At 58.5% G+C, this 24786-nt stretch carries 23 protein-coding genes; 10 read left to right on the top strand and 13 right to left on the bottom strand.

What is annotated here, in order from left to right; all coding sequences use genetic code 11:
• The 3 genes from G560_RS0109390 to G560_RS18925 all read left to right on the top strand — a co-directional run bounded on the left by G560_RS0109390 (position 1) and on the right by G560_RS18925 (position 1440).
• Positions 1-591 carry a histidine phosphotransferase family protein gene (locus tag G560_RS0109390; RefSeq protein WP_028913925.1) on the top strand — a complete coding sequence of 197 codons (591 nt, stop codon included), beginning with the start codon at positions 1-3 and terminating at the stop codon, positions 589-591.
• Between the two features lie 85 nt (positions 592-676).
• Positions 677-937 (top strand): hypothetical protein, encoded by a 261-nt coding sequence (locus G560_RS0109385; RefSeq protein WP_022704063.1) that lies wholly within the window; start codon positions 677-679, stop codon positions 935-937.
• Positions 934-1440 (top strand): GNAT family N-acetyltransferase, encoded by a 507-nt coding sequence (locus G560_RS18925; RefSeq protein WP_022704062.1) that lies wholly within the window; start codon positions 934-936, stop codon positions 1438-1440. Before G560_RS0109385 ends, G560_RS18925 begins: the two co-directional genes overlap by 4 nt.
• 58 nt (positions 1441-1498) lie before the next feature.
• On the opposite strand, the gene G560_RS0109375 is transcribed toward G560_RS18925, so the two are convergent.
• Complete coding sequence (locus G560_RS0109375) at positions 1499-2761, bottom strand: glutamate-5-semialdehyde dehydrogenase (protein WP_022704061.1); 1263 nt, start codon at positions 2759-2761, stop codon at positions 1499-1501.
• A gap of 104 nt (positions 2762-2865) precedes the next feature.
• Between G560_RS0109375 and G560_RS0109370 the strand changes: the two genes are divergently transcribed.
• From G560_RS0109370 to G560_RS0109355, 4 genes are read left to right on the top strand one after another with little or no spacing between them, the layout of a single operon-like run.
• Entirely contained in the window at positions 2866-4026 is a 1161-nt protein-coding gene (locus tag G560_RS0109370) for an MlaE family lipid ABC transporter permease subunit (protein WP_081647634.1), read from the top strand.
• A complete protein-coding gene (locus G560_RS0109365; RefSeq protein WP_022704059.1) occupies positions 4023-4814 on the top strand; it encodes an ABC transporter ATP-binding protein in 792 nt (263 codons plus the stop codon). The genes G560_RS0109370 and G560_RS0109365 overlap by 4 nt, the downstream gene beginning before the upstream one ends.
• Before the next feature lie 3 nt (positions 4815-4817).
• The gene (locus G560_RS0109360; RefSeq protein WP_022704058.1) at positions 4818-6539 is read left to right on the top strand and encodes an MlaD family protein; all 1722 of its coding nucleotides are present in this window, start codon (positions 4818-4820) and stop codon (positions 6537-6539) included.
• Positions 6540-6555: 16 nt separating this feature from the next.
• Positions 6556-7200, top strand: coding sequence for an ABC-type transport auxiliary lipoprotein family protein (locus tag G560_RS0109355; RefSeq protein WP_022704057.1), 645 nt, complete (start codon positions 6556-6558; stop codon positions 7198-7200).
• A gap of 75 nt (positions 7201-7275) precedes the next feature.
• Here the strand turns inward: G560_RS0109355 and proB are convergent, their stop codons facing one another.
• The 9 genes from proB to gltX all read right to left on the bottom strand — a co-directional run bounded on the left by proB (position 7276) and on the right by gltX (position 15982).
• Positions 7276-8424, bottom strand: a complete 1149-nt coding sequence (gene proB, locus G560_RS0109350; protein WP_022704056.1) for a glutamate 5-kinase — start codon at positions 8422-8424, stop codon at positions 7276-7278.
• Positions 8412-9437, bottom strand: a complete 1026-nt coding sequence (obgE, locus tag G560_RS0109345; RefSeq protein WP_022704055.1) for a GTPase ObgE — start codon at positions 9435-9437, stop codon at positions 8412-8414. Before obgE ends, proB begins: the two co-directional genes overlap by 13 nt.
• Before the next feature lie 109 nt (positions 9438-9546).
• Positions 9547-10083: a GNAT family N-acetyltransferase gene (locus tag G560_RS0109340; RefSeq protein WP_022704054.1), complete on the bottom strand. Its 537-nt coding sequence runs from the start codon at positions 10081-10083 to the stop codon at positions 9547-9549.
• A 139-nt stretch (positions 10084-10222) separates the two neighbouring features.
• The gene (rpmA, locus tag G560_RS0109335) at positions 10223-10492 is read right to left on the bottom strand and encodes a 50S ribosomal protein L27 (protein ID WP_022704053.1); all 270 of its coding nucleotides are present in this window, start codon (positions 10490-10492) and stop codon (positions 10223-10225) included.
• 6 nt (positions 10493-10498) lie between these two features.
• Positions 10499-10966 carry a 50S ribosomal protein L21 gene (gene rplU, locus G560_RS18920; RefSeq protein ID WP_022704052.1) on the bottom strand — a complete coding sequence of 156 codons (468 nt, stop codon included), beginning with the start codon at positions 10964-10966 and terminating at the stop codon, positions 10499-10501.
• Between the two features lie 206 nt (positions 10967-11172).
• Positions 11173-12402: an ATP-dependent nuclease gene (locus tag G560_RS19955; protein ID WP_050525172.1), complete on the bottom strand. Its 1230-nt coding sequence runs from the start codon at positions 12400-12402 to the stop codon at positions 11173-11175.
• Positions 12403-12453: 51 nt separating this feature from the next.
• Positions 12454-12828 carry an AAA family ATPase gene (locus tag G560_RS20985; protein ID WP_155947212.1) on the bottom strand — a complete coding sequence of 125 codons (375 nt, stop codon included), beginning with the start codon at positions 12826-12828 and terminating at the stop codon, positions 12454-12456.
• Between the two features lie 393 nt (positions 12829-13221).
• Entirely contained in the window at positions 13222-14109 is an 888-nt protein-coding gene (locus tag G560_RS0109320; RefSeq protein WP_155947210.1) for a DUF2059 domain-containing protein, read from the bottom strand.
• A gap of 538 nt (positions 14110-14647) precedes the next feature.
• Positions 14648-15982 carry a glutamate--tRNA ligase gene (gene gltX / locus G560_RS0109310; protein ID WP_022704049.1) on the bottom strand — a complete coding sequence of 445 codons (1335 nt, stop codon included), beginning with the start codon at positions 15980-15982 and terminating at the stop codon, positions 14648-14650.
• 124 nt (positions 15983-16106) lie between these two features.
• On the opposite strand from gltX, the gene G560_RS0109305 reads away from it, so the two are divergent.
• Entirely contained in the window at positions 16107-17033 is a 927-nt protein-coding gene (locus G560_RS0109305; RefSeq protein ID WP_022704048.1) for an MBL fold metallo-hydrolase, read from the top strand.
• A 183-nt stretch (positions 17034-17216) separates the two neighbouring features.
• On the opposite strand, the gene G560_RS0109300 is transcribed toward G560_RS0109305, so the two are convergent.
• On the bottom strand, positions 17217-18875 hold the full coding sequence (locus G560_RS0109300) for an NAD+ synthase (RefSeq protein WP_022704047.1): 1659 nt from the start codon (positions 18873-18875) through the stop codon (positions 17217-17219).
• 247 nt (positions 18876-19122) lie between these two features.
• On the opposite strand from G560_RS0109300, the gene G560_RS0109295 reads away from it, so the two are divergent.
• Complete coding sequence (locus tag G560_RS0109295) at positions 19123-20538, top strand: MORN repeat-containing protein (protein WP_050525177.1); 1416 nt, start codon at positions 19123-19125, stop codon at positions 20536-20538.
• A gap of 3 nt (positions 20539-20541) precedes the next feature.
• Here the strand turns inward: G560_RS0109295 and G560_RS0109290 are convergent, their stop codons facing one another.
• Entirely contained in the window at positions 20542-22071 is a 1530-nt protein-coding gene (locus G560_RS0109290; RefSeq protein WP_022704045.1) for a cryptochrome/photolyase family protein, read from the bottom strand.
• Positions 22065-22730, bottom strand: coding sequence for an SDR family NAD(P)-dependent oxidoreductase (locus G560_RS0109285; RefSeq protein WP_028913918.1), 666 nt, complete (start codon positions 22728-22730; stop codon positions 22065-22067). Before G560_RS0109285 ends, G560_RS0109290 begins: the two co-directional genes overlap by 7 nt.
• Positions 22731-23041: 311 nt before the next feature.
• On the opposite strand from G560_RS0109285, the gene G560_RS0109275 reads away from it, so the two are divergent.
• The gene (locus G560_RS0109275; protein ID WP_022704042.1) at positions 23042-24619 is read left to right on the top strand and encodes a 2-isopropylmalate synthase; all 1578 of its coding nucleotides are present in this window, start codon (positions 23042-23044) and stop codon (positions 24617-24619) included.
• Positions 24620-24786: the final 167 nt, after the last annotated feature.

Genomic DNA, 24786 nt, shown 5'->3' with positions numbered 1-24786 from the left:
ATGACCGATCAGACCGACCTAGCAGCCCTTCTCGGTTCTCGTATTTGCCATGACCTTATCAGCCCAATAGGCGCTATCGGCAATGGGGTAGAGCTGTTGATGATGGAAGGCGGGCCCCCCTCGCCCGAGTTGGCGCTCATCGCCGAAAGTGTTGCCGCCGCCAACGCCCGCATCCGGTTTTTCCGCGTGGCCTTTGGCCTGTCTGGCAGCGAGCAGCGCCTTGGCCGTTCGGAAATAACCAAGATCCTTGCCGATACCAGCCAAGGCGGCCGCGTTACATTTGAATGGCAGCATAACGACCCCTTACCGCGCGCGCATGCCAAACTGATCTTTCTTGCGATCCTGTGCTGCGAATCCGCGCTCGCCTACGGTGGCCGCGTCACTGTCTCGGAAACCGATGGCAAATGGTGCGTGCATGCTCGCGCAGAACGGCTGCGGGTCGAGGCGGAACTGTGGAACAGCCTGTCGCAACCCACGCCCGATTTAACGCCCGCGCAGGTGCATTTTGCCTTGTTCGCGCGCGAAATATACAAGCAAAAGCATAGGCTTATGATAGAAATATCAGAAACCGAAATCCGTCTCGTTTTCTAACATCGCATCCGTGACTTGACCCGTCCGCCCCCCCATGATTGGCTCTTGGCAAAAGCCGCTTTTGCGCCTGCCAAAGGGACCCGCCATGACCCATGCCAACGCGCTCAAAACCACCGCCACCGGCGCTCTCGGCACGCGCCGCACGCAAGCCCTTGGCAACACCCAATCCTCTACCGATACCGCCGCAACCACTGGCCGCGCGATCCTGAACAATACAATGATAGGAGGCGCCCACAGCATTGGCGGCACATCGGGCATCCCCGCAGACTATCTCGTCAAACGGCAAAACGCAGATCGTCGTTGGCAAGACGGCCAAGCCCTTGCAAATCTGCGCGGCTCAAAGTGATCACCCTGCGCCCCGCCCGTTTCCCCGATGATCGCCCCGCCTTGGCCCAACTTTTCCTCGGCTATATCGATGCGCTCTGCGCCGCCATGCCAGATGAGCGCACCGCCATCACCGCCAAATACAATCCCGATACGGTTGACGCATGGCTCGACACCTTCGCCAAAATCCATACCGCGCCCACAGGCAACCTCCTGATCGCATGGAACAATAATAGGCCCGCCGCCTGCGGCATGCTGCGCGCATTTGAACCCGGAATCGCCGAAATCCAGCGCCTTTTTGTCCACCCCGATTACCGAAACAAGGGCCTCGCCCGCCAAATCAGCCTGGCGTTGATGGACGACGCCCGCGCCGCAGGCTACCACACCATCCGCCTCGACACTGCCCGCCCGCTCACCGGCGCGATCAAACTTTACCGGTCGTTAGGGTTCGAGGAACGCAGCCCCTACCACAATCTCACGCCGCAAATGGACCATTTTATCGTCTACTTTGAACGCCCGCTTTAGACCGCTCTCAATTTCATCTTTGCAAAAATACTCAAAACAACGGCCCAACTGGCCAAGCTTACGCCCGACACGTCCCGTCACCCGTAACCAGATACTTGAAACTGGTCAGCTGCTCGGCCCCCACGGGCCCTCGCGCATGCATCTTGCCTGTGGCGATGCCAATCTCGCCGCCCATGCCAAACTCGCCACCATCGGCAAATTGAGTCGACGCGTTGCGCATCAAAATCGCACTGTCCAAACGCTGGAAAAACCGCGCCGCGACTGCATCATTCTCGGTCAAAATCGCTTCCGTGTGGTTCGACCCGAACGCCCGAATATGCGCAATCGCACCGTCCACCCCGTCCACAATCTTGGCGGCAATAATCATGTCCAAAAACTCGTGTCCAAAATCATCGGCCGTGGCAGGCACAACGCCTGCAACCCCCGCAATCTCGCCCTCGCCGCGCACTTCAACCCCTGCATCCAGCAGATCTTGCACCAAAACAGCCCCGTGCCGCGCCCAAAACGCACGGTCTATCAGCAAACACTCCGCCGACCCGCAAATCCCCGTGCGCCGCGTCTTGGCGTTCAACACCACGGCCCGCGCCTTTGCCAGATCGGCATCGCCATCGGCATACACATGGCAAATCCCCTCCAGATGCGCAAAAACAGGCACCCGCGCCTCGCGTTGCACCAATCCAACCAACCCCTTGCCCCCGCGCGGCACGATCACGTCAATATACTCCACCGCCCGCAGCATTTCGGCCACCATCGCACGGTCGCGTGTTGGCACCAACTGGATCGCGGCGGCAGGCAACCCCGCCTGTACCAACCCCTTGACCATGCAGGCATGAATAGCGCTTGACGAATGAAAGCTTTCCGACCCGCCGCGCAAAATCACCGCGTTTCCGGCCTTCAGGCACAACGCCCCCGCATCCGCCGTCACATTCGGACGGCTCTCATAGATCACGCCAACAACGCCCAACGGCGTGCGCACGCGCTGAATATGCAAGCCCGTTGGCATGTCCCATTCCGCAATAATGTCGCCCACAGGGTCGCGCTGCTCGGCAATCATGCGCAACCCGTCAACGATCCCGCGAATGCGCACTTCATCCAGCCGCAACCGGTCCAGCATTGCGTCGGTCAGGCCCTTGGAAACCCCAAATGCCATATCCTGCGCATTGGCAGCGATAATCGCGTCCCGCGCTTCCCATACGGCTTCGGCGGCCCCGATCAGCGCGGCATGTTTACGCTCGGCGCTGGCACAGGCCAATTCTGCCGCCGCGGCCCGCGCCGCTGCACCAATCTCGGCCATCATCCCGCTCATATCCACGCTGTCCATACCAACACCCTTTTGCAAACCTGCCGCAGAAATAGTCTTTATTGCCACGGCATGCAATCAGCGCCGCCCAAGCGCAGGGTTTGAATTGGCACCCTATCAAGGCCATGGTACACAGCCCTTATTCACATCAGGCATTTCAAAACGTGGTCACGTCGCAAACCCAAATCAGCCAATCGGATGGCACCACAAAAATCGCGTTGCAGGGCGCGTTTTCGCTTGTCACACTCACGCCCTTGGTGCGCGAACTGACACGCGCCGTGGCGGATGGCCCCGTGACCGTCGACCTATCAGGCGTTACGCGGCTGGATACCAGCGCCGCTTGGGCGATCATCACCGCGCAAAAGGCCGCCAAGGCCAAAGATCAGCCCTTCACCATTGAAAACCCGTCCGATGATGCAAATACCGTCCTCGGCGCGGTCCGAAAAGCGCTTCCCAAACCTGATAGGGTTGCGCCTGCCCCCCTCACGCTGACCGACCAGCTTGACCGTCTCGGCCGCACCGTTGCCAGCGCGGGGCGCTTCATCCTCGAACTCCTCGCCTATTTCGGCCTGTTCTTGGACCGTATCGTCCGCTCCATCCGCCATCCCGGCGACTTTCGCTTTACCGCCCTTGTGCATCACTGCCACGAGGTCGGCGTCAAGGCCGTGCCCATCGTCGCTCTCATGTCCTTTCTGATCGGTGTGGTGCTGGCCTTCCAAGGCTCAACCCAACTGCGCCAATTCGGGGCCGAGGTGTTTGTAGTTGATCTGATCGCCGTGTCCATCCTGCGCGAATTGGGCATCCTGCTGACCGCCATTATCGTCGCAGGGCGCACGGCATCGGCCTTCACCGCCGCCATCGGTTCGATGAAAATGCGCGAAGAAATTGACGCCATGCGCACCCTTGGCATTGATGTGGCAGGCGCTTTGTTCGTGCCCCGCATCCTTGCGCTGCTGCTGATGCTGCCCATTCTTGGCCTTATCGCCAATATCTCCGGCCTTGTCGGCGGCGGGCTGATGTCATGGATCGACCTCGGCATCTCGCCCGGCATGTTCCAAACCCGATTGATCGAAAATACGGGCATCTGGCATCTGTTGGTCGGCATGATAAAGGCACCGTTTTTCGCCCTGATCATCGGCATCGTCGGGTGCCACGCAGGTATGCAAGTCGGCAGCAACGCCGAAAGCTTGGGGCAAAAAACCTCGGCCTCGGTTGTCACCGCCATCTTTGCGGTCATCGTCACCGATGCGATATTTTCCATCTTTTTCGCACAGGTGGGCGTATGACCGAAGATCGCGAAATCGTCATCCGCATCCGGTCCTTGCGCAACCAGTTCGGCAGCCATGTCGTCCACGAAGACCTCGATCTTGATGTTTACCGCGGCGAAGTGCTGGGCGTGGTCGGCGGCTCGGGCACGGGCAAATCGGTGCTGCTGCGGTCAATCTGCGGGCTGCAAACCCCAAAGGCCGGCGAAATTGACGTGCTCGGCACCAATGTCCTGACCGCCAGCGACGATCAGCGCACCGCGCTGGAACGCCGCTGGGGCGTGATGTTCCAAGACGGTGCCTTGTTTTCGTCCCTAAACGTGCGCGAGAATATCGAGGTGCCGATGCGCCATGTCGAAGGTCTCGACAAAACCCTGCGCGCGCAAATGGCCGACCTGAAAATATCGCTCGCGGGCCTGCCCTACCTTGCAGGCGATAAATTCCCGTCCGAACTATCGGGCGGCATGCGGAAACGCGCCGGCCTCGCCCGCGCCTTGGCGCTGGACCCCGAGATTGTGTTTCTCGATGAACCCACCGCCGGACTTGACCCCATCGGCGCCGCCGAATTTGACATTCTGATCCGGCAATTGTCCAAAAGCATGGGGTTGACCGTCTTTCTCGTCACCCATGACCTTGATACCCTGCATGCAACCTGCGACCGTGTTGCTGTGCTGGCTGAAAAAAAGGTGCTGGTCAGCGGCACAATGCAAGAACTTTTGGACGTTGATCACCCTTGGGTCCACGAATATTTCCACGGCCCCCGTGCGCGCGCCGCGATGGCGGCCATACCTGCAATGAAAGGCGAATAGCCAATGGAAACACGGGCAAACTATGTTCTGATCGGCCTGTTCACCATTCTGGGCTTTATCGGAATGCTGGCCTTTGCGCTGTGGTTTGGCCGCATCGAACTCGACCGGCAATTCGCCTATTACGATGTCAAATTCACCTCGGTTTCCGGCCTCTCGCGCGCCTCGGATGTCCGCTTTGCAGGCCTGCCCGTGGGCCAAGTGGTCGAGGTGAAACTTTCACCAGACAATGACGGCACCATCCTTGTCCGGCTAGAAGTGGCGCAAAACACCCCCGTGCGCGCAGGCTCTGTCGCCACCATCGAAAGCCAAGGTGTGACCGGCGTGTCCTTTGTCGGCATCAGTCCGGGTGAAGTGGGCGAACCCTTGCTGAAAGACAGCAGCGACCGCGACATCCCCATCATCCCCCCAGGGCGTTCGATGTTGCAAAGCCTGTCCGAAGATGCCCCCGAACTGCTGGCCGAGGTGCTGGCCGTGGTCAAAGACGTGCGCAGCCTGATCAGCGATGAAAACGTGGGCCGCGTTGACAACATCCTCGCCAATCTCGAAACCGCCTCCGAAGGGTTCGCGCAATCGCTGGATGACTTCACCGTTGTCGCCAGCGCCGTTTCCGGCTTTGCGATTGAAATCTCGAATTTCAACGTCATGCTGGAAGGTGTGACTGGCAAGGCCGAAAAGCTGTTCAACACCGCCGATCAAACCCTGATCGCCATCTCTGATCTGTCAAAAGAGGCCCAAGCCACCGTGGCCACAGGCACCAAAACGCTGGAACAAACTACCGAAACCCTGAAAAAAGCCGAAACCTTTATCGACGGTGACCTAAAGGCCGCCACAGCCGAACTGACCGATGGCCTGACTGAAACCCGTGCCCAGATTACCCAAATCAGCGATGATGCCCGCGCCATGCTGGCCGAATTTCAAAACACCGGTCAGGTCGCAACGGCGCGCTTGATCGAGCTTGAATCCACCATCAAATCCGCCGACGCCGTGATCGTGCAGCTTGATGAAACCCTGATCTCGATGGACAAAGCCTCGATCAGCTTTGACGATCTGGTCACCATCGACGGCGCCGCTATGGTGGCCGAGGCCCGCGCCGCCCTCGCCCCCATCGCTGCTGCCGCCAAAACAGACCTGCCCGCGATGGTTGCAGATATCCGCGCCGCCACCGCCACCGCCAATCAGGTCATCACCGATGTCGGCACCTCCCTCACCTCGGCCAGCGCCAAGGCTGACACCGTGATGACCGATGCCAGCACATCCCTTGCCGCCGTGACCGACAGCTTTACCCGCGCCAATACCACCCTTGATGCCATCAATTCGGCGCTGGCGGTAGGCGAACGCACCCTAACGGCCGCCGAAAAAACCTTTAACGGCGCCGACCGCGTGATCAACAATGATATCAGCGGCATCGTCACCGACCTGCGCCGCACCATCGACGGGCTGGACACGGCCATTGCCGGCGTGTCGGATGCCATTCCAGGTGTCACCGCCGATCTGCAAGCCGCCTCCAACGCCGCCCGCGAAACATTTGAACGGGTGTCGCAGGTCGTCGCGGCCTCTGACCCGCCGATCCGCGACTTCACCACCACCGCGCTGCCGCAATTCACCAAGCTGGCCCGCGAAACCCGCAGCCTGATCACCAACCTCGAACAATTGACCAAACAAATCCAACGCGATCCCGCGCGCTTCTTCCTTGGCGGCGATACCCCCGTCTACAAACGCAATTGACCAAAGGTGCTGCCCCATGACCGCAAAACCAACCCTGCGCACCATCACGCTCTCGCTTACCCTGACAGCGCTGCTCTCCGGTTGCTCTGCCCTCTCGGCCCTCAGCGGTGCCGCAACCCCGCTGGATGACTACGACCTCACGGCCCCCACCACCCCCGTCACCGCGCGCAGCACCACATCGCGCCAACTGGTCGTCGAAATCCCAACCGCCCCGGGCGCGCTCACCAATGACCGCATCCTGATCCGCCCCCACCCCTTGCAGGCCGCCTACCTCCCCGATGGAAAATGGGCCGAGGATGTGCCGATCATGCTGCAAACCCTGATGGTCCGCAGCTTTGAAGATACGGGCGCCTTCCGCTACGTCGGCCGCACCCCCTTGGGCGCATCTGGCGACTTTGCGCTCCTGACAGAACTCACAGATTTTCAGGCCGAGGCCGCAGCCGACGGAAAATCCGCCACCATCCGCCTACGCCTTACCGCCCGCATGGTCCGCGAAGACGACGCAGCCGTCATCTCCTCCCGCACCTTCACCAGCACCGCAGACGTGGCCTCGACCGAAACCCTCGCCTTGGTCGAAGGCTTCAACACAGCCAACCAAACCCTGCTCACCGAGCTCACCACATGGGCGCTCGGCACCGTCAACATTAGCCTAAAACGCTAAACCACGCCAATTTCATCTTTGCAAAAATACTCCGGGGGTCCGGGGGCAGCGCCCCCGGCCTGCAAAGGCTTCCCCTCACACCACCATATCGTCGCGGTGTATCAACGCGGCCCGCCCGACATAGCCCAAAATCGCCTCGATCTCCCCCGACCGATGCCCCGCAATCGCGCGGGTCTCCACGGCGGTATAGCGCACCAAACCCTTGCCCAGCACGTCACCCTCCGGTCCTACAATCGCCACAGGGTCCCCGCGTCCAAAACTACCAATCACAGCCGCAACCCCCGCAGGCAACAGTGACTTGCCCGCCCGCAGCGCCGCAACGGCCCCTGCATCCAGCCGCACCTCACCCCGCGGCTTCATCGCATTGATCCAGCGTTTGCGGGCTTGTTGCGGGTCGGCGGCGGGCACAAACCACGTCCGTGCCGCCCCATTCGCCAAGGCTTGCAAAGGCCGCATCGCAGACCCTTCCATAATCGCCATCGCGCAGCCGCCCGCCATCGCCGTCTTGGCGGCCAAAACCTTGGTCTTCATCCCACCTTTGGACATGCCGGAAACAGGGTCCCCCGCCATCGCCTCAATCGCAGGGGTAATCACATCGACCACATCAAACCGCTGGGCCATTGCGTCTTCTTTCGGATTGGCCGAATAGAACCCGTCCACATCCGACAACAAAATCAACTGGTCCGCACCAACCGTCACCGCAATCTGCGCGGCCAAACGGTCGTTATCACCGAACCGGATTTCATCTGTGGCCACCGTGTCATTCTCATTCACAATCGGCACCACGCCAAACCCCAACAAGGTTTCCATCGTGGCACGACTGTTCAAATACCGCCGCCGATCATCGGTATCTTCCAGCGTGACCAACACCTGCCCCGTGGTTATCCCGTGTGGCGCCAGCACCTCTTCATAGGCCCGCGCCAGCCGGATCTGCCCCACGGCAGCCGCCGCCTGCGACTGCTCCAGCGGCAATTCGGCAAAGGGCAACCCCAACACCGTACGCCCCAAGGCAATCGACCCCGATGACACGATCACAACATCCGTGCCCCGCGCCTTGGCCTCGGCCACATCCAGCGCCAAGGCCCGTAGCCAATCATGGCGCAACCCATGAACCCGGTCGACCAAAAGCGCCGACCCGATTTTAATCACCAGCCGTTTGGCAGCCCGAACGTCAGGGGCGGTGACAATTGCCCCCGTTACGCTTGCCCCTGTTACGGTTGCCATGGCGCCTCTTCCTCAACAACAACCCGACCCTCCAGAATCTGCGCATACAGACGGCGCAGCACATCCGGCATCCCTTGGTTCGACACGCCCGAAATCGCGAACACCTCACCATCGACCACCGCTGCCAATTCGGCAAACCGCGCCTCCAGCGTTTCCTCGTCCAGCGCATCAATTTTGGTCAGCGCCGTGATGCGGGGCTTGTCGCCCAATTCCTCGGCATAGGCTTCCAGCTCGGTGATAATGGTCTGATAATCCTCGGCTACGGTTTCAGATGTGCCATCGACCAGATGCAACAACACCGCGCAGCGTTCCACATGCGCCAAAAACTGCACGCCAAGGCCCGCACCTTCCGATGCACCTTCAATCAAACCCGGAATATCGGCCATCACAAATTCATGCCCGTCAATGCCCACAACCCCAAGGTTGGGCACCAGCGTCGTAAACGGATAATCCGCAATCTTGGGTCGCGCATTGGAAACGCTGGCCAAAAACGTCGATTTGCCCGCGTTCGGCAAGCCCACAAGCCCCGCATCCGCAATCAGCTTCAAGCGCAGCCAAATCGTGCGCTCCACGCCCTCTTGCCCCGAATTGGCCCGTGCCGGCGCGCGGTTGGTCGAGGATTTGAACTGCAAATTCCCCCAGCCACCATTGCCACCCTTGGCCAGCAAAACCCGCTGCCCCACATGGGTCAAATCGGCCAGAATGGTTTCCTCATCCTCGTCCAGAACTTCGGTGCCAACAGGCACTTTCAACACAATATCCTCGCCGGTTTTACCCGTGCGCTGGCTGCCCATCCCGGGCTGGCCCGACTTGGCGAAAAAGTGCTGCTGATAGCGAAAGTCGATCAGCGTGTTCAGCCCATCCACGGCCTCCACCCAGACAGACCCGCCCTTGCCGCCATCGCCGCCATCCGGTCCACCAAATTCGATGAACTTTTCACGCCGGAACGAAACACACCCCGACCCACCGCCACCAGAGCGGATATAGACTTTACACAGATCAAGGAATTTCATGGGTCAGGCTTTCAGCAAAAGGGTCAATGTGCTGCGTTACCTGATAAAGCGCCCCACCTCAAGACACAGCGCGGCGGCAAGGACCACCGCGCAGCCTTTAACCCAAACCTCAGGCCATCTTCTTCAGATACGTCCATGTTTGCACGCGGGCATTGCGTGCCACACTGAAACTTTCCGCATCGCCCAGATAGCCGAAACCGCAATTCGTCAGCACCCGTGCCGACCCGGGGTTATCCTGAAACACCTGCGCAAAAATCGCTTTGTTCTTCAACGGATTGGCCGCAATCAACGCTTGCACCGCCTCCGACGCATAGCCCGTATTCCAAAACGCGGGCGCCACCCAATAGCCAATCTCGGATTGGTCACGGTCCATCTGCTTCAAGGATATCACCCCCAAAACCTCGGGCATCCCTGCCGCAGACCCGTCCATCACCCAAATCCGCTCTTCCGCCCCCGGCTTCATCGCCCGCGCGACAAACGCCTCGGCCGCACCGGGCGGCAAAGGATGCGGGATAGAACTCGTCCCCTCGGCCACCCGCGCGTCCCCTGCATGCATGGCAAACAGCCCCACATCCGAAACCTGCACGGGCCGCAGTACTAACCGCTCCGCCGCAATCACCAACTGACCGTCAATCACTTTTAACATGAAAAGCGCCCTCCTCCGAAAGCACATGGGGATCGCCCCCCAAAAAACCAATACGCACCGCCTGCCCTCCCCGACAAACGGCAAAAGGGACCGGCCTCTCAGCCGATCCCCTTGTTACATCGCTGTGTAACGGTTCGACTTACTCAGCAGCTTCCGCCACGGGAAGAACCGAAATAAACATGCGCCCTTTCAGGCCTTTCTTAAACGCAACCTTGCCTTCAACCTTGGCAAAGATCGTGTGATCCGTTCCCATCCCAACGCCGGTCCCCGGGAACATACGTGTGCCACGCTGGCGCACGATGATATTGCCCGGAATGGCCGCTTGGCCGCCAAACAGCTTTACGCCCAAACGGCGACCGGCTGAGTCGCGACCGTTACGGGATGAACCACCAGCTTTTTTATGTGCCATGGGGGATTACTCCTCGGTCGCGGCAGCTTTTGCTGCCTTTGGTTTCGCAGCAGCTTTCGCCTTTGCAGGGGCTTTTGCAGCAGGGGCTGCATCAGCGTTATGGGCAGCGCGGCGCGCATCGGCTGTACCGGTCGCAGCTTTTACACCCGACTTGTCAGCACCGGCGGCCAACACTTCGGTCACACGCAGCAGCGTCAGATGCTGGCGGTGGCCTTTGGTGCGCTGGCTCGAATGCTTACGACGACGCTTTACATAGTGGATAACCTTCGGGCCTTTGATCTGTTCGATCACTTCGGCCTGAACGGCAGCGCCCGCAACCAGCGGTACGCCAACGGCCAGCGTCTCGCCGCCAACCATCAGAATTTCGTTAAACTGGATCTTGTCACCAGCCACGCAATCAAGCTTTTCAACGCGCAGGATATCCCCGGCTTGAACCTTGTATTGCTTGCCGCCTGTCTTAAGGACCGCGTACATAGGTCTTCCTTTTCATGTCTCCGCATCCTGTGGCCCCAGCATGGACTGGCGTTTCCTTAACCTCGGACGGCGCGCCCCCATTGGGGCGATATAAATAATAAATCCGGCCAAGTGTCACCACCTGCCGAGATAAGCGGCTTATCGGGGAAGTGGCGACAGGAGTCAAGCGGCGGATACCGACAAATCCGCGTATAAATCGCCCGTTCCTATGGGCAGCCTATGGCTGTCATCCCTTTGCGCTGCGGATTTGCGAACCAAGCATTGGCTTGCCCAATAAAATCCCAAACATCTCCCACAGCAGGTTGCACATAGCCCACATCCGTTGAATTCGCACCCATCGCTTCAAAAATCGTCCGCAACCAAGAAGGTTTGGCGTGTGATACGCCAAGACCCGAAAGCCATTGCTCTACTTCGCCGCCCGGAACCACAAACAGTCCATAAGCGTCAAGCGTATCCAGAAGGTTGGCGGCAGCCTCCCGCGTCCCTTCATCAAGCAATTTCAACCCGCCTTCCGTCTTGTAGTTTTTCTTCGCCACATCTGTCGATACGGCCTTGAGCGCGCTGAAGGTTGAAAGTCTAGCGGCTTCCAAAGCTGCTTTCTGTGCTTCTGGCGTTGCAAGCGCTTCAAGCTGGCTGGCCCAAACGCCTCCCCCCTCGGCCAAAACATCCAAATCGACAATGCCCGCAGCAGGCACGCCCATCCGGCGCAAAAGGCGGACGATTCGCGGCACTGTCTGCTTATTCTGTGCATTCAAGAACACACATCCTTCAATCCCACGCGGGTCTTTCTTAGCTAACAATCGGGTGTTTATCTCCTGATAAAACGCGCGGTCCGTATCGGACTCGCCCACCACAACTGCCTTCGAAAACAACCCGGACATCACATTCGCAGACCGCAACAATGGATCATTCATGAAAACCCGCAATTCGTCTTTGTCCAAAAGACACGCCCGCCCCACCCCCGCTTGATATTGCAGCCTTACAATCCGCACGTTTTCGCCAGCCTCAATCGCCCCCATCAGAAAATCGGCGCTATGGGTGGCAATAAAAACCTGCTTGTCCCGCGCCTGCTGGGCAATCTGCTTGCCCAAGGTCCGCGCCAGCGCCGGGTGCAAAAACGCCTCCGGCTCGTCAATCAAAATGGCCTTATAGTCACTGGCATATAGCGCGCCAAGCATCCCGACATAGGCGTTAAACCCATCACTCAGCGCGGCGCGCGGCACTGATTTTGTCATATAGGTCAAGGTTTCAGCGCCAAGATTGCGCTCCGTAACCGGGTCAGGCTTTTCCGATGAAAACGCCAATGACAGGGTTCCAAAGGCACGAACACTATCCAATACTGGGTATTGGCCGATCCCTGCAAAAAACAGCAGATTGGAAAAATAGCCGACGCGCATCATCGACAAACAGCTTCCCAAGAGGCCCAACCGGGGCATGCAAGTTTGCATTAGTCTCGCAGGGCAACATAGCTAGCCGCTGCGCACCATTTAGCCAAATAGAAGACTCCCCCTGAATGCCTTCGCCCAAGGACCATGAGGATTGGAACAAATTTGGCGAAACCCGTCGCTTTTTGGTGCAGTTGTATAAGACGGTATTGTAATCGGGTCAGCGGCCAAACGTCCGTGAAAGAGGGGGTGTTCCTCAACGATCTCGCCAGTCATTTCTGGAAAACCCAGACCCGCCAGCGCCGAAGCTCTCGCTCCATCGCCTTGCCCTGCAAGCTGATGATAGATCGCCTCCAACAACGCGCTCTTGCCGCAATTGTTCGGCCCAACCAAAATCGTGACCCCTGGCGTCCCTGCCAACCTCAGCGGCGCACTCGCCTCCGTCGGCCCACAGTTCAAAACGATCTCTTCAATCATAACCCGCACCCCTAAGCCTCAGGTTGACCATGCCCCAGATCCAGCCGCGCCAGCCGCGCCACACCTTAGATCAGCAGAAATTTCGCTCAAAAACGGGCGGTCTGTCGTCCGCCCCATCTCCAACCATCACATATCGCCGCTCATGACACAGACAAATTAAAAGGCCCCACGCAAGATCACCCCACAAGCCCCCTATTTCACCTTTGCAAAAATACTCACCCCACTTACGCCCCAAGGAACAGCCCCCAAGGCCTTAAGCGTAGGGTGGGTGCCAACCCACCGCACCCCCGAAAACGCAGGTTAATATTCCGTAAACAAAAACATGAATTCACTGCAATTACAGATCGTTACTAAAATGTCCGCGCGCGAACACCCCGTGGACAAGCCAGCGTATCAGAGATCTTGCCCCATCATTTGCTTGGCCGCAGCCCGGCCCAAATCCCGCGAAATCGTCGAAAAAACCACCTCAAACGCCCCGAAAAGGGCGGCGTTCAAAACCTGCCCCGGCTCGGTTTTCGAAAAGGCAATATAGGCCGCCAATTCCTCATCCGAAAGCGGCCCATAGGCCAGCGAAAGATAAGGGTAAATCCAGGCTTCCGTCTCGGCGCGGATTTCTGGCTCTTGCCCCCAAACCGTCATCAGCATGTCTTCTTGGGTCATGTCCGGGTCCGGCCCGCTGACCTCGTCCATGCCTTGAAAAAATGCGAGATTTGAATTCAAAGCGCCCGATATATTCATCTCGATCAGGTCATTAGCTTCCGAAAACGCCCGCAATCCATCAATCCGCGGCGCGGCCTCGGCCATCATATCCTCAACCAGCGCCTTGGCCGCATCCTCGACCGCCTGATCCATCAGGGACCGCCGCGCCTCAACTTCCAGCGCCAAAATCCGCTGCCCCAGATCCGCCCCGAAAAACGCCTGCATCGCAGGCAGATCCTTTTCGCGTCCCGTCAACTGCTCGGCAAAAGCATCGTCAAACCGCGATTGCATCGTGGGCCTGTCATAAATCAGGCCGACCACTGCTGTCCAACTGGCCCCGCCTTGCCCCGCAAACAGCTCTTGCTCCATCTCTGCGCCATAGCTCAGCCCTTCGAGCTGCATGACCTCGATCACATCGGCGATTTTAAGCGTCTCCACCAAGGTTTCGACAGCGCCCACCTCCCCCGACGGGCTCTGCGCCAAAATTACAGGAGAGGCAAAACCTTGCCCTGAAACGCTCAAGACGGCCACCAAAGCCCAAGACCACATTCTTTTACGAAAACACATGTTATCTCCGGACATTAAGGGATTTCTTCAAATTTAAACCGTCCAACCCGGTTTGCCAACCCCGCGAAAAAAGACGTTTTGACCCCAGACTTTTTGGGCGCGATCTTTTTGGGCGCGGTCCCGATAAAAGTTATTCCGTTTGGCGCGATACGCCGCCCCCAATCACAAGGCTGAATTATGAACAAACTTTGTTGGCTGACAAAGTTTCACATAGGCGTGAAGTGGTCTTGGTTTTTCTACCCGTTTGCGTCCGTGTTCAAGTGGACCTGCCTTTTTTGACCCTGCTTCAAAGGCGTGCAGACATACAGAATATGTCCAAGAAATGGACCGCGCGGACAGGTGGCTGTGTCATAAAGCGGGCCCAGCCCTGCAACATTCGCAGGCCGCGTTTACGGCGCAGCACACAGCCCGCCCCTCACCCGCGTACAAACCTTAAAATCAAGTTAACAAAAATTGTCTTACTCTTTTAAATCAGTAGGTTAAACAAATGTCCGCGTGCGGGCATCTTCGGAAAAAGCCCGAAAAACGGGGGCAAAACGGCCCCCTGCTCGGGTCAGCCCTTGGCCCGCACCACCTGAAGCAAAGGCATCACATCGGTCATTTCCGGCCCATGTTCCTGCCCTGTCAGTGCCTTTCTCAGCGGCATGAACAGGCCTTTTCCTTTGCGACCCGTTGCCTCTTTTACCGCCCCGGTCCAGTCTTTCCACGTATCGGGTCCGAACGGCATTTCGGGCAGCATCGCCACGGCCTGCGCCACAAATTCGCGGTCTTCTTCATCAATCAACGGCTCGGCCCCGTCACGGAAAAGCTGCCACCAGCCTTCAAGTTCATTCAAAACCGTAATGTTCCCTTTGGCCACCCGCCAGAACCCGTCTTGCAGGTCTTTTGGCACGCCCAAATCCGCGATCCGATCCGCCACCGCATCAAACGGCAGGCCTTGAACATAGGCACGGGTCAGGGGGAAAAGGTCGTCTTTATCGAATTTTGTGGGCGCCGACCCAAAGCTGCCGATATCGAACCCGTCCATCAATTCCTGATGGCTGCCCGCCAGTTCAACGGGCTTAGAAGACCCCAACCGCGCCATCAAAGACAGCAAAGCCAGCGGCTCGACCCCTTGGGCCCGCAGGTCGCGCAAGGAAAGCGTTCCCAACCGTTTTGACAGCGCCTCACCCTGCGGGCCGGTCAAAAGGGAATGGTGGGCGAAATCAGGCGGGGTACCACCCATCGCCTTCATGATCTGAATTTGGGTGGCAGTGTTGGTCACATGATCCGCGCCCCGCACGATAAAGGTGACGCCCATATCAATATCATCAACCGACGAGGCAAAGGTGTAAAGTACCTGCCCATCGCCTCGAATAAGCACCGGATCGGACACCGAGGCCGCATCAATCGACACTGGCCCCAAAATTCCGTCCGGCCATTCGATCCGCTCGAGATCCAGCAAGAACCGCCAATACCCTGGATTGGTTTCGCGCAGCTTTTCCTTTTCCGCCGCAGACAAATGCAAAGACGCCCGATCATAAACCGGCGGTTTGTGCATGTTCAGCAATTTTTTGCGCTTCAGGTCCAGATCGGTGGGCGACTCGAAACACTCGTAAAACCGACCAGCGGCTTTCAATTCCTCGGCCGCCTCGCGGTAGCGATCCATCCGCAAGGATTGCTTTTCCACGCGGTCCCAAGTCAGGCCCAGCCATTCCAGGTCTTCCATCAACCCGTCCGCATATTCCTGTTTGGAGCGTTCCTGATCGGTGTCATCCAACCGCAGAATAAACGTGCCACCCGATTTACGGGCGATCATCCAGTTCATCAAGGCTGTGCGAAGATTGCCGACATGGATAAACCCGGTGGGTGACGGGGCGAAACGGGTGATAGTGGGACGCGTGGTCATATAAGGCTCTCCTGATCACCGCTGATCTGTCACATGGGCCCGCAATTGTCCATATCAGCGCGCGGGACTGGACAGGGTTTTCCAGAGCTCTAATTTAAGGAAACCGTGAAACAGGAGAACCTTGATGAAGACGCCTTTTATTTCCCGACGCCACGCCCTTCTCGCAGCCGCCGCCTTGCCATTTGCCCCCGCAATCACAGGCATGGCCCATGCTGGTGCCGAGATGAAAGGCGCGGCCACCCCACAGTTCAACCGCTTCAAACTAGGCGGGTTTGAGGTGACGGCTTTACTTGCCGGAACGCGTACCGTGGAAAAGCCGACCGAGATTTTTGGCCTGAACGTTGATCCGGCCGACTTTACTGCGGTGTCCGAAGCGGCGTTTTTGCCAACAGACAAGGCTCAGTTCTTTTTCACGCCGACAGTGGTGAATACAGGGTCCGAGCTGGTCTTGTTTGACACTGGCCTGAACGCAGCCGGCATCACGGCGGCACTGGCGGCCGCGGGCTACACCCGTGACCAGATCGACACGGTTGTTTTGACCCATATGCACGGCGACCATATCGGTGGCTTGATGACCGAAACCACGCCCACATTCGCCAATGCCCGCTATGTGACAGGTGCGGTTGAGCATAACCACTGGATGGGTGCGGCTAATGAAGGATTTGACAAAAATGTCCGGCCATTAAACGACAAGATCAGCTTTGTCGATGATGGCGGCGCGGTTTCGGGCGGCATTACGGCAGTGGCAGCGGCAGGTCATACACCGGGCCATATGGGCTATATGCTGGAAAGTGACGGCGCGCAGCTGATGCTGATTGCGGACCTTGCCAACCACTATGTCTGGTCGCTGGCTCATCCCGATTGGGAAGTACGCTTTGATATGGACAAGGCGGCGGCGGCGGCAACGCGGCGCAAGGTCTTGGGCATGCTGGCTGCGGACCGCGTGCCCTTTATCGGCTATCACATGCCCTTCCCGGCTTTGGGCTATGTCGAAACGCGCGGTGACGGATTCCAATATGTACCGGCCAGCTATCAGCTGATGATGGGCTGATTTGCAAAGCTGCGCAGACAGGCCGCCATTGGCCCGAGGGTGGTTTGCGTTAGCGTGAAGCAGGCCAGCCTTATGGGACCACAACCAGCGCCCAAGGGCGTATCCGCGCCCCGAGATCACGCCCTTTGCCCCTACCTCTGCTCAAATCCACCTCGGGCAAATGGAGAGGCTAACAGGGCCTCCCTAGCTGTCATCGCGCCAGCGGTTCACAATCGGATAGCGCCGATCGAGCCAGAACGCGCGGCGGGTCAGGCGCGTACCTGGGGCCGCTTGGAAGCGTTTGTATTCAGATAGATAGACCAGTTTTTCTACTTTTTTAACCGTGTCACGGTCGTAGCCCGCGGCAACCAGATCGCTGACCGACACGTCATTGTCGACCAAGCCCTCCAATATGGCATCCAGCACCGGATAGGGCGGCAGGCTGTCTTCGTCTTTCTGGTCGGGGCGCAGTTCGGCGGTGGGGGGCTTGTCGATGATACGTGGGGGGATCACCTCGCCCGCGTTGCCCATCATCCAAGGCCGGTGATTGGCATTGCGCCAGCGGCAGGTTTCAAACACGCGAGTTTTATACATGTCTTTGATCGGATTATAACCGCCCGCCATATCGCCGTAGATGGTTGAATACCCGACTGCCACTTCGGATTTATTGCCCGTGGTCAGCAGCATTTCGCCAAATTTGTTCGACAAGGCCATCAGCAGCAGGCCACGCAGACGGGATTGGATGTTTTCCTCGGTCAGGTCGGGTTTCAAGCCGTCGAACAGGGGCGCGAGTGTGTTGGTAATTGCAGCCCGCCCTTCGGCAATTGGCACGAAATCATAGCTTGCGCCGATACGGGTCGCGCAATCCTTGGCGTCATCAAGGCTGGATTGCGAGGTATATTCGGACGGCAGCATCACGCAGCGCACGTTTCCGGGGCCAATCGCATCGGCGGCTATGGTGGCCACAACGGCCGAATCAATACCGCCAGACATGCCCAGCAGCACCTTTTTAAAGCCAGTTTTGCCCAAATAGTCGCGCAAGGACAGCACCATTGCGTGATAATCGGCCTCCCACGCGTCGGGCTGTTTGACGCGCGAACCTTGTTCGGCCCGCCAACCATCGGGGGTTTCTGTGAAATCCACATGCGTGATCGCGGTTTCAAACGCGGGCATCTGCACCGCCAGTTTTCCACCGGGGTTCAGCACAAAGGATGCACCATCAAACACCTGATCGTCCTGCCCCCCCACCATATTCAGATAGACCAATGGCAAGCCAGTTTCGACCACGCGGGCCACCATGATGTTTTGGCGCACCGCCAATTTGTCGCGGTAATAGGGCGAGCCGTTGGGGACCAACAAAATCTCGGCCCCAGATTCCGCATGGGTTTCGGCGACATCCGCGTACCAGCTGTCTTCGCAAATCGGCGATCCAATGCGCAAAGGGCCGACGCGGTAAGGGCCATTCACATCCGCCGAGGAATACAAGCGTTTTTCATCAAAAACGCTATCATTGGGAAGATGATGCTTTAGCACAGTAGCTGCAATTTTGCCGTTTTCCAGGATGAAATAGGCATTGTAAAGACGCCCAGCCTGAAACAGCGGCCCGCCGATGCCCAAGGCAGGGCCGTCAGCGCAAGCCTTGGCCAGCCCCTCAATCGCCATCAAGGAATCCTCGATGAACCGCGGGCGTTGGACCAGATCCTGTATCTGGTATCCCGTGATGAACATTTCGGACAGCGCCACCATTTGCGCGCCTGCAGCTTTGCCGGCCTCCCACGCAAAGCGGGCTTGTTCAGCATTCGCGGCAATCGCGCCCACGGTGGGGTTAAGCTGTGCCAAAGTCAGGCGAAATGTAGCGGCCATGGGCGGTCCCTTTTCTGCGGTCCGCAGGTCGTTTTCCCAGCGGTCTGCAAAGGTTTAACAGACTGACGCGCGAGGGAAAGAGGATGCGCGCGCAATCACCCGTGGCTTTGCCAACTTGTCAGGGCGGTGGCGGGCAGATAGGCTTTGGCAAAAGGATCGGGCTGCCCTGAGCAGGGCGCTTGTATATTTGAGCCAAAGGAATACCGCTGTGACACACGCATTTTTGGGTTGGGCTGCGCTTGTGGCCATGCTTGCGGCTCCTAGCTTTGCCCAAGACGGTGTGATTTCCAAGCAATATGATGACGGGTCTGTTTATGAGGGCACGTTCAAGGATGGTCGCCAGCATGGGACCGGCACCTATACTTTGCCAAATGGCTATTCCTATACGGGGGATTGGGTTGACGGCGAAATTCGCGGCATTGGCACGGCCACCTTTCCGAACGGATCGGTTTATGTGGGTAACTTTGTTGCCGGCAAACCCGAAGGAAGGGGCAAGATCACCTATTCCGATAGCCGCACTTATGAGGGCGATTGGGCCGCAGGCAGGATGGCAGGCGAAGGGGTTGCGACCTATACGGACGGGTCCACCTATACCGGCAGCTTTGTCGATGCGGTTCACAGCGGCAAAGGGGTGATCACGAATGCCGATGGCTACCGCTATGACGGGGATTGGGTCGCGGGCGAAAAGCACGGAAAGGGCAAAGTGACCTATCCTGACGGCGCCACCTATGACGGCGATCTGGTAAAGGGCCAGCGCCAAGGGGTTGGCACGCTGACCATGCCGGACGGATTGACCTATACCGGCACTTGGGCGGATGGCCAGATCAACGGCACCGGCACGCTGACGCAACCCAATGGCGACATTTACGAAGGCGACTTTGTGAACGGAGAACGGGTTGGCAAAGGCCGTATAGCCTATGGCAGCGGTGATCGCTATGTCGGCGATTTTCTTGGCGACAAGCGGCACGGCAAAGGTGTGTTCAATGGCCCCGAGGGCTATGTTTATGACGGGGAATGGGTTGATGGTCACATCGCGGGCAATGGCACTGTCACCTATCCGGATGGCTCTGTATATTCGGGTGCTTTCAAGGATGACCAGCCAAACGGCATTGGCAAGATCACATACCCTGACGGGTCAAGCTATAACGGCGCATGGGTTGCGGGGGTGATTGAGGGCAATGGCCGCGCGACCTATGCCAATGGGCAGGTGTACGAGGGCGATTTTGTTGGGGCGCAGTACGAGGGCAAGGGCGTGATCAGCTATCCGGATGGATACCGCTATGAAGGCGACTGGAAAGCAGGCTTGCGCGATGGCGAAGGGGTTGCGACCTATGCCGATGGCAGCACCTACACCGGTAGCTTTGTGGCAGGACAGCGCCAAGGCAAAGGCGAGGTGGTGATGGCCGATGGCTTTCGCTATGTCGGGGAATGGAAAGCGGGTGTGATTGACGGTATCGGCGTTGCCACCTATGCCAATGGCGACAGCTATGACGGCGGGTTTGTTGCGGGCAAACGCCAAGGCCAAGGCATTTTACGCTATGCCACGGGGCAAGAAACCGCTGGCGAATGGACAAACGGGATTTTGACAGGGCCCGCGCCGGCTGCCGTTGCCGATACGCCGGCAGAGGGGGCGGACCCTGCCGTAGCCCCTGCAGGGAACTAACGGCTATACGGACTCGCCGCCATCCATGCGGGCCAAGAACGCCGCCGATTCTGTCAAAACCTGTGCTTGATGGTCAGGCGTCATCTTATCCCATGTGCGCACCATCTGCCCCATGCGCGGGTTCGATGACAGCAAATCACGGTGACGATGGACAAAGTTCCAAAACAGCAGGTTAAACGGGCAGGCCTTGGGGCCAACACGGTCTTTGACGTTGTACTGACAGCCCTCGCAATAATCCGACATGCGGTTGATATAGGCACCGGACGCGGCATAGGGTTTCGATCCCAGCAGCCCACCATCGGCAAACTGGCTCATCCCCAAGGTATTCGGTGCCTCGACCCATTCAAAGGCATCGATATAAACCGCAAGATACCATTCGTGCAGATGGGCCGGGTCGACGCCCGCCATCAGGCCAAAAGTGCCCGTGACCATAAGGCGTTGAATATGGTGAGCATAGGCCAGATCGCGGGTTTGCGCCACGGCACGGGACAGGCAGTTCATGCGTGTTTCAGCACCCCAATAGAGGGGCGGCAAATCGCGGGTATGGCCCAGCGCGTTGCGGGTCATATAGTCCGGGCCTTCGCTGAAATAGATACCGCGCACAAATTCACGCCAGCCGATGATTTGTCGGATAAATCCTTCGACAGCGTTCAAGGGGGCGCGGCCAGTTTTCCACGCAGTTTCAGCCGCTTGGCACACCTCGATCGGGGTCAGCAGGCCGATGTTCAGATAGGGCGACAGCAGGGAATGGGACAAAAGGCTGTCATCTGACAGCATCGCATCTTGTTCATCGCCAAAGCGCGGCAGGCTGTGGGTGGTGAAATACTCCAGCGCTTGCAACGCCCCTGCCCTGTCGGTGGCCCAGTGAAACGGGCGCAAGCGACCGAAATGTTTGGGAAATTGCGCCTCGACGAGCGTTGAAACCTCTTCGGTCATCTCATCAGGTTCAAAGCGCAGTGGTTTAGGGCGGAGCAGGTCGGGCTTGGCGCGTTTGCGGTTTTCGGCATCATAGTTCCATTGGCCGCCCACGGGTTTGTCACCCTCCATCAGCAGACCGGTTTTACGGCGCATGTCACGGTAAAACCATTCCATCCGCAGCTGTTTGCGCCCCTCGCGCCACGCGTCAAACTCGGCATGGCTGGCGATAAAGCGGTCATCTTCCAGCATATGGGTTTTCAGGGGCAACGCTTCCAGCGCCTCGATCAGCCGCCATTCGCCGGGGCGGGTCGCCAGCATTTCGCTTGCGCCAAATTCGGTGGCCCGGCGCAAACATTCGCCGGTGATGGTGTGGCTGTTATCAGGATCATCCAGCCTAGAATAGGCGACTTGCCAGCCTGCTTTGCGCAACTGCACTGCGAATTTGCGCATCGCGGTCAGGATCAACGCAATCTTTTGCGGATGGTGCGGGGCATAGGTGCCTTCGGCCCGCACCTCGGCCATGACGACGATATCGCGGGCGGGATCCGCCGCCTTTAGGGCTGCAATATCGGGGGTCAATTGATCACCAAGGATCAGGACAAGCCGTTTTACCATTCGATCGAATGGCCCGCATAATCATAAAACCCGCCCGATTGCGCCGGGGTCAGCCCCGCCAACACGGCGGTCAGGTTTTGCGCTGCCTCGGCCGGCGGAACGGTCGCATGGCTGCCTGCGAATTTGGCGGTAAAGGCGGTGGCGACGGTGCCAGGGTGCAAGGCGGCCAAAACGGTTTGTTTATGGCTGCGGGCCAGTTCAATCGCGGCGGTGTGGATCAACTGATTCAACGCTGCCTTGGCTGTGCGGTACGAATACCAACCGCCCATGCCATTGTCGCCAATCGACCCGACCCGCGCCGACAAAATACCAATCCTGGCAGGCGTATCCTTGGCCAGATGCGGCACAAGGTGTTTCAGCACCAAGATCGGCCCCATCGCATTGGTTTGAAACTGCGCCAGCAACCCCTCGGACGTTACGGCCCGCAAGGCTTTTTCCGGCAGATGTTCACCGATTTCCAATGCACCAGTGGCGATGAACACCGTGTCAAACGGGCCTTGAAGGGTGGACATGCAGGCCGCAATGCTCGCTTCATCGGTCACGTCCAGCCCGTCCATGCTGCGCGACAGGGTTGCAACCTGATGCCCCGTCACATGCAACGCCTGCACCAAGGCCTGCCCAATGCCCCCCGACGCGCCAACAACCAATGCTTTTGACATACCCATCTCCTTGTTCTTCACGGCAAACTAGAGCAGGCTGTTGGCAGAGCAAGGGCGCATTCCAGCAAATTGGCCGCCCGAAACTTGCGCAAGCCGCGCGATTTTGGGGTTTTCAATCGCAAATCCTTGGCTATAGTTCCCCAATGGCATGGAAATCCATCATATCGACGACCCCTGCGGCGCACAGCGCCCCGTTTTCCCGTGCCCTACTCCTCCTTAGCCTCCGCTGAGCGTGCCTTCGGGTGCGACCGCTCAGAGGTGACAAGCGCCCGACACGCAAAGGCTAACGGAACATTCAGAGAGATTTTCAAATGAGCGATACAAGCACGCAACCCCGCGTCCTGATTTTTGACACCACGCTGCGCGATGGCGAACAAAGCCCCGGCGCCACCATGACCCATGACGAAAAGCTGGAGATTGCGGCGGCGCTGGACGAGATGGGCGTCGACATCATCGAGGCCGGTTTTCCCATCGCATCCGAAGGTGATTTCGCGGCAGTGTCCGAAATTGCGCGGCTGGCCAAAACCTCGCAGATTTGTGGGCTGGCACGGGCGAATTTCAAGGATATTGATCGTTGCTGGGAAGCGGTGAAACACGCGAAACGCCCTCGCATCCACACGTTTATCGGCACCTCACCGCTGCACCGCGCAATTCCAAATCTGGATATGGACCAGATGGCCGAGCGTATCCATGAAACCGTGACCCATGCCCGCAATCTGTGCGATAACGTGCAATGGTCGCCGATGGACGCCACGCGGACCGAACACGACTATCTGTGCCGGACCGTGGAAATCGCAATCAAGGCGGGGGCGACGACCATCAACATCCCAGATACCGTGGGGTACACCGCGCCGCGCGAAAGTGCGGCCCTGATCCGCATGTTGCTGGAAAGGGTGCCGGGGGCCGACAGCATTATCTTTGCGACCCATTGTCATAACGATCTGGGTATGGCGACCGCCAATTCGCTGGCGGCGGTTGAGGCGGGCGCGCGGCAGATTGAATGCACCATCAACGGCCTTGGCGAACGCGCAGGCAACACCGCGCTGGAAGAGGTGGTGATGGCACTGAAGGTCCGCAATGACATCATGCCGTACCGCACCGGCGTTGATACGACCAAGATCATGGCGATCAGCCGCCGGGTGGCGACGGTGTCGGGCTTTGCTGTGCAGTATAACAAGGCGATTGTCGGCAAGAACGCCTTTGCGCACGAATCCGGTATTCACCAAGACGGCATGCTGAAAAACCGTGAGACGTTTGAGGTGATGCGCCCCGAGGATGTGGGGCTGTCGGGCACGTCCCTGCCCTTGGGCAAACATTCGGGCCGCGCGGCGCTGCGGGCCAAGATGAAAGATCTGGGCTATGACATGGCCGACAACCAGTTGAACGATGCCTTTGTGCGGTTCAAGGCCTTGGCCGACCGCAAGAAAGAGGTGTTTGACGACGACCTGATCGCGCTGGTTCAAGATAGTGCCACCAACACCGCGCATGACACCTTGCAGGTCAAACGCCTGCGCGTGGTCTGCGGCACCGATGGCCCGCAAGAGGCCGAGCTGACGCTGAGCATTGAAGGGGTCGATCATTCCACAGATGCCACGGGTGACGGGCCTGTGGATGCCGCCTTTAACGCGGTCAAAATGCTGTACCCGCACAAGGCGCGTTTGCAACTGTATCAGGTGCAGGCCGTGACCGAAGGCACGGATGCGCAGGCCACCGTTTCGGTCCGTTTGGAGGAGGATGGCAACATCGCAACCGGCCAATCTGCCGATACGGATACGATTGTCGCATCCGTTCGGGCATATGTGAACGCCCTGAACCGCCTGATCGTTCGGCGGGAAAAGTCGGAAATGGGCTATGACACCAAGGGGATCAGCTACAAGGACGTGTCCTGATCGCACTTTTTTCTGTTCGCCCTGAATCTGTACTAATCAAACATTGGCGGCGTAAAAATGCCGTCAATCTACGTTTCTAGGGCCAACCGATTCTACTTTTGCAACTTTGGGCCATGCTGTGCAGGCCATCAGGACTGACCATCAGGCAAGATCACGCGCATCGCCGC

Origin of the sequence: Pseudorhodobacter ferrugineus DSM 5888 (assembly GCF_000420745.1) — a bacterium.
GTDB lineage: Bacteria > Pseudomonadota > Alphaproteobacteria > Rhodobacterales > Rhodobacteraceae > Pseudorhodobacter > Pseudorhodobacter ferrugineus.
This window is presented reverse-complemented; position numbering and strand designations above follow the sequence as displayed.

Excerpts from the sequence above, each read along its gene's own strand:
- G560_RS0109390 (WP_028913925.1), top strand. The coding sequence starts at position 1 with ATGACCGATCAGACCGACCTAGCAGCCCTTCTCGGTTCTCGTATTTGC.
- G560_RS0109385 (WP_022704063.1), top strand. The coding sequence starts at position 677 with ATGACCCATGCCAACGCGCTCAAAACCACCGCCACCGGCGCTCTCGGC.
- G560_RS0109375 (WP_022704061.1), bottom strand. The coding sequence starts at position 2,761 with ATGGACAGCGTGGATATGAGCGGGATGATGGCCGAGATTGGTGCAGCG.
- G560_RS0109370 (WP_081647634.1), top strand. The coding sequence starts at position 2,866 with ATGGTACACAGCCCTTATTCACATCAGGCATTTCAAAACGTGGTCACG.
- G560_RS0109365 (WP_022704059.1), top strand. The coding sequence starts at position 4,023 with ATGACCGAAGATCGCGAAATCGTCATCCGCATCCGGTCCTTGCGCAAC.
- G560_RS0109360 (WP_022704058.1), top strand. The coding sequence starts at position 4,818 with ATGGAAACACGGGCAAACTATGTTCTGATCGGCCTGTTCACCATTCTG.
- G560_RS0109355 (WP_022704057.1), top strand. The coding sequence starts at position 6,556 with ATGACCGCAAAACCAACCCTGCGCACCATCACGCTCTCGCTTACCCTG.
- proB (WP_022704056.1), bottom strand. The coding sequence starts at position 8,424 with ATGGCAACCGTAACAGGGGCAAGCGTAACGGGGGCAATTGTCACCGCC.
- obgE (WP_022704055.1), bottom strand. The coding sequence starts at position 9,437 with ATGAAATTCCTTGATCTGTGTAAAGTCTATATCCGCTCTGGTGGCGGT.
- G560_RS0109340 (WP_022704054.1), bottom strand. The coding sequence starts at position 10,083 with ATGTTAAAAGTGATTGACGGTCAGTTGGTGATTGCGGCGGAGCGGTTA.
- rpmA (WP_022704053.1), bottom strand. The coding sequence starts at position 10,492 with ATGGCACATAAAAAAGCTGGTGGTTCATCCCGTAACGGTCGCGACTCA.
- rplU (WP_022704052.1), bottom strand. The coding sequence starts at position 10,966 with ATGTACGCGGTCCTTAAGACAGGCGGCAAGCAATACAAGGTTCAAGCC.
- G560_RS19955 (WP_050525172.1), bottom strand. The coding sequence starts at position 12,402 with ATGCCCCGGTTGGGCCTCTTGGGAAGCTGTTTGTCGATGATGCGCGTC.
- G560_RS20985 (WP_155947212.1), bottom strand. The coding sequence starts at position 12,828 with ATGATTGAAGAGATCGTTTTGAACTGTGGGCCGACGGAGGCGAGTGCG.
- G560_RS0109320 (WP_155947210.1), bottom strand. The coding sequence starts at position 14,109 with ATGTCCGGAGATAACATGTGTTTTCGTAAAAGAATGTGGTCTTGGGCT.
- gltX (WP_022704049.1), bottom strand. The coding sequence starts at position 15,982 with ATGACCACGCGTCCCACTATCACCCGTTTCGCCCCGTCACCCACCGGG.
- G560_RS0109305 (WP_022704048.1), top strand. The coding sequence starts at position 16,107 with ATGAAGACGCCTTTTATTTCCCGACGCCACGCCCTTCTCGCAGCCGCC.
- G560_RS0109300 (WP_022704047.1), bottom strand. The coding sequence starts at position 18,875 with ATGGCCGCTACATTTCGCCTGACTTTGGCACAGCTTAACCCCACCGTG.
- G560_RS0109295 (WP_050525177.1), top strand. The coding sequence starts at position 19,123 with ATGCTTGCGGCTCCTAGCTTTGCCCAAGACGGTGTGATTTCCAAGCAA.
- G560_RS0109290 (WP_022704045.1), bottom strand. The coding sequence starts at position 22,071 with ATGGTAAAACGGCTTGTCCTGATCCTTGGTGATCAATTGACCCCCGAT.
- G560_RS0109285 (WP_028913918.1), bottom strand. The coding sequence starts at position 22,730 with ATGTCAAAAGCATTGGTTGTTGGCGCGTCGGGGGGCATTGGGCAGGCC.
- G560_RS0109275 (WP_022704042.1), top strand. The coding sequence starts at position 23,042 with ATGAGCGATACAAGCACGCAACCCCGCGTCCTGATTTTTGACACCACG.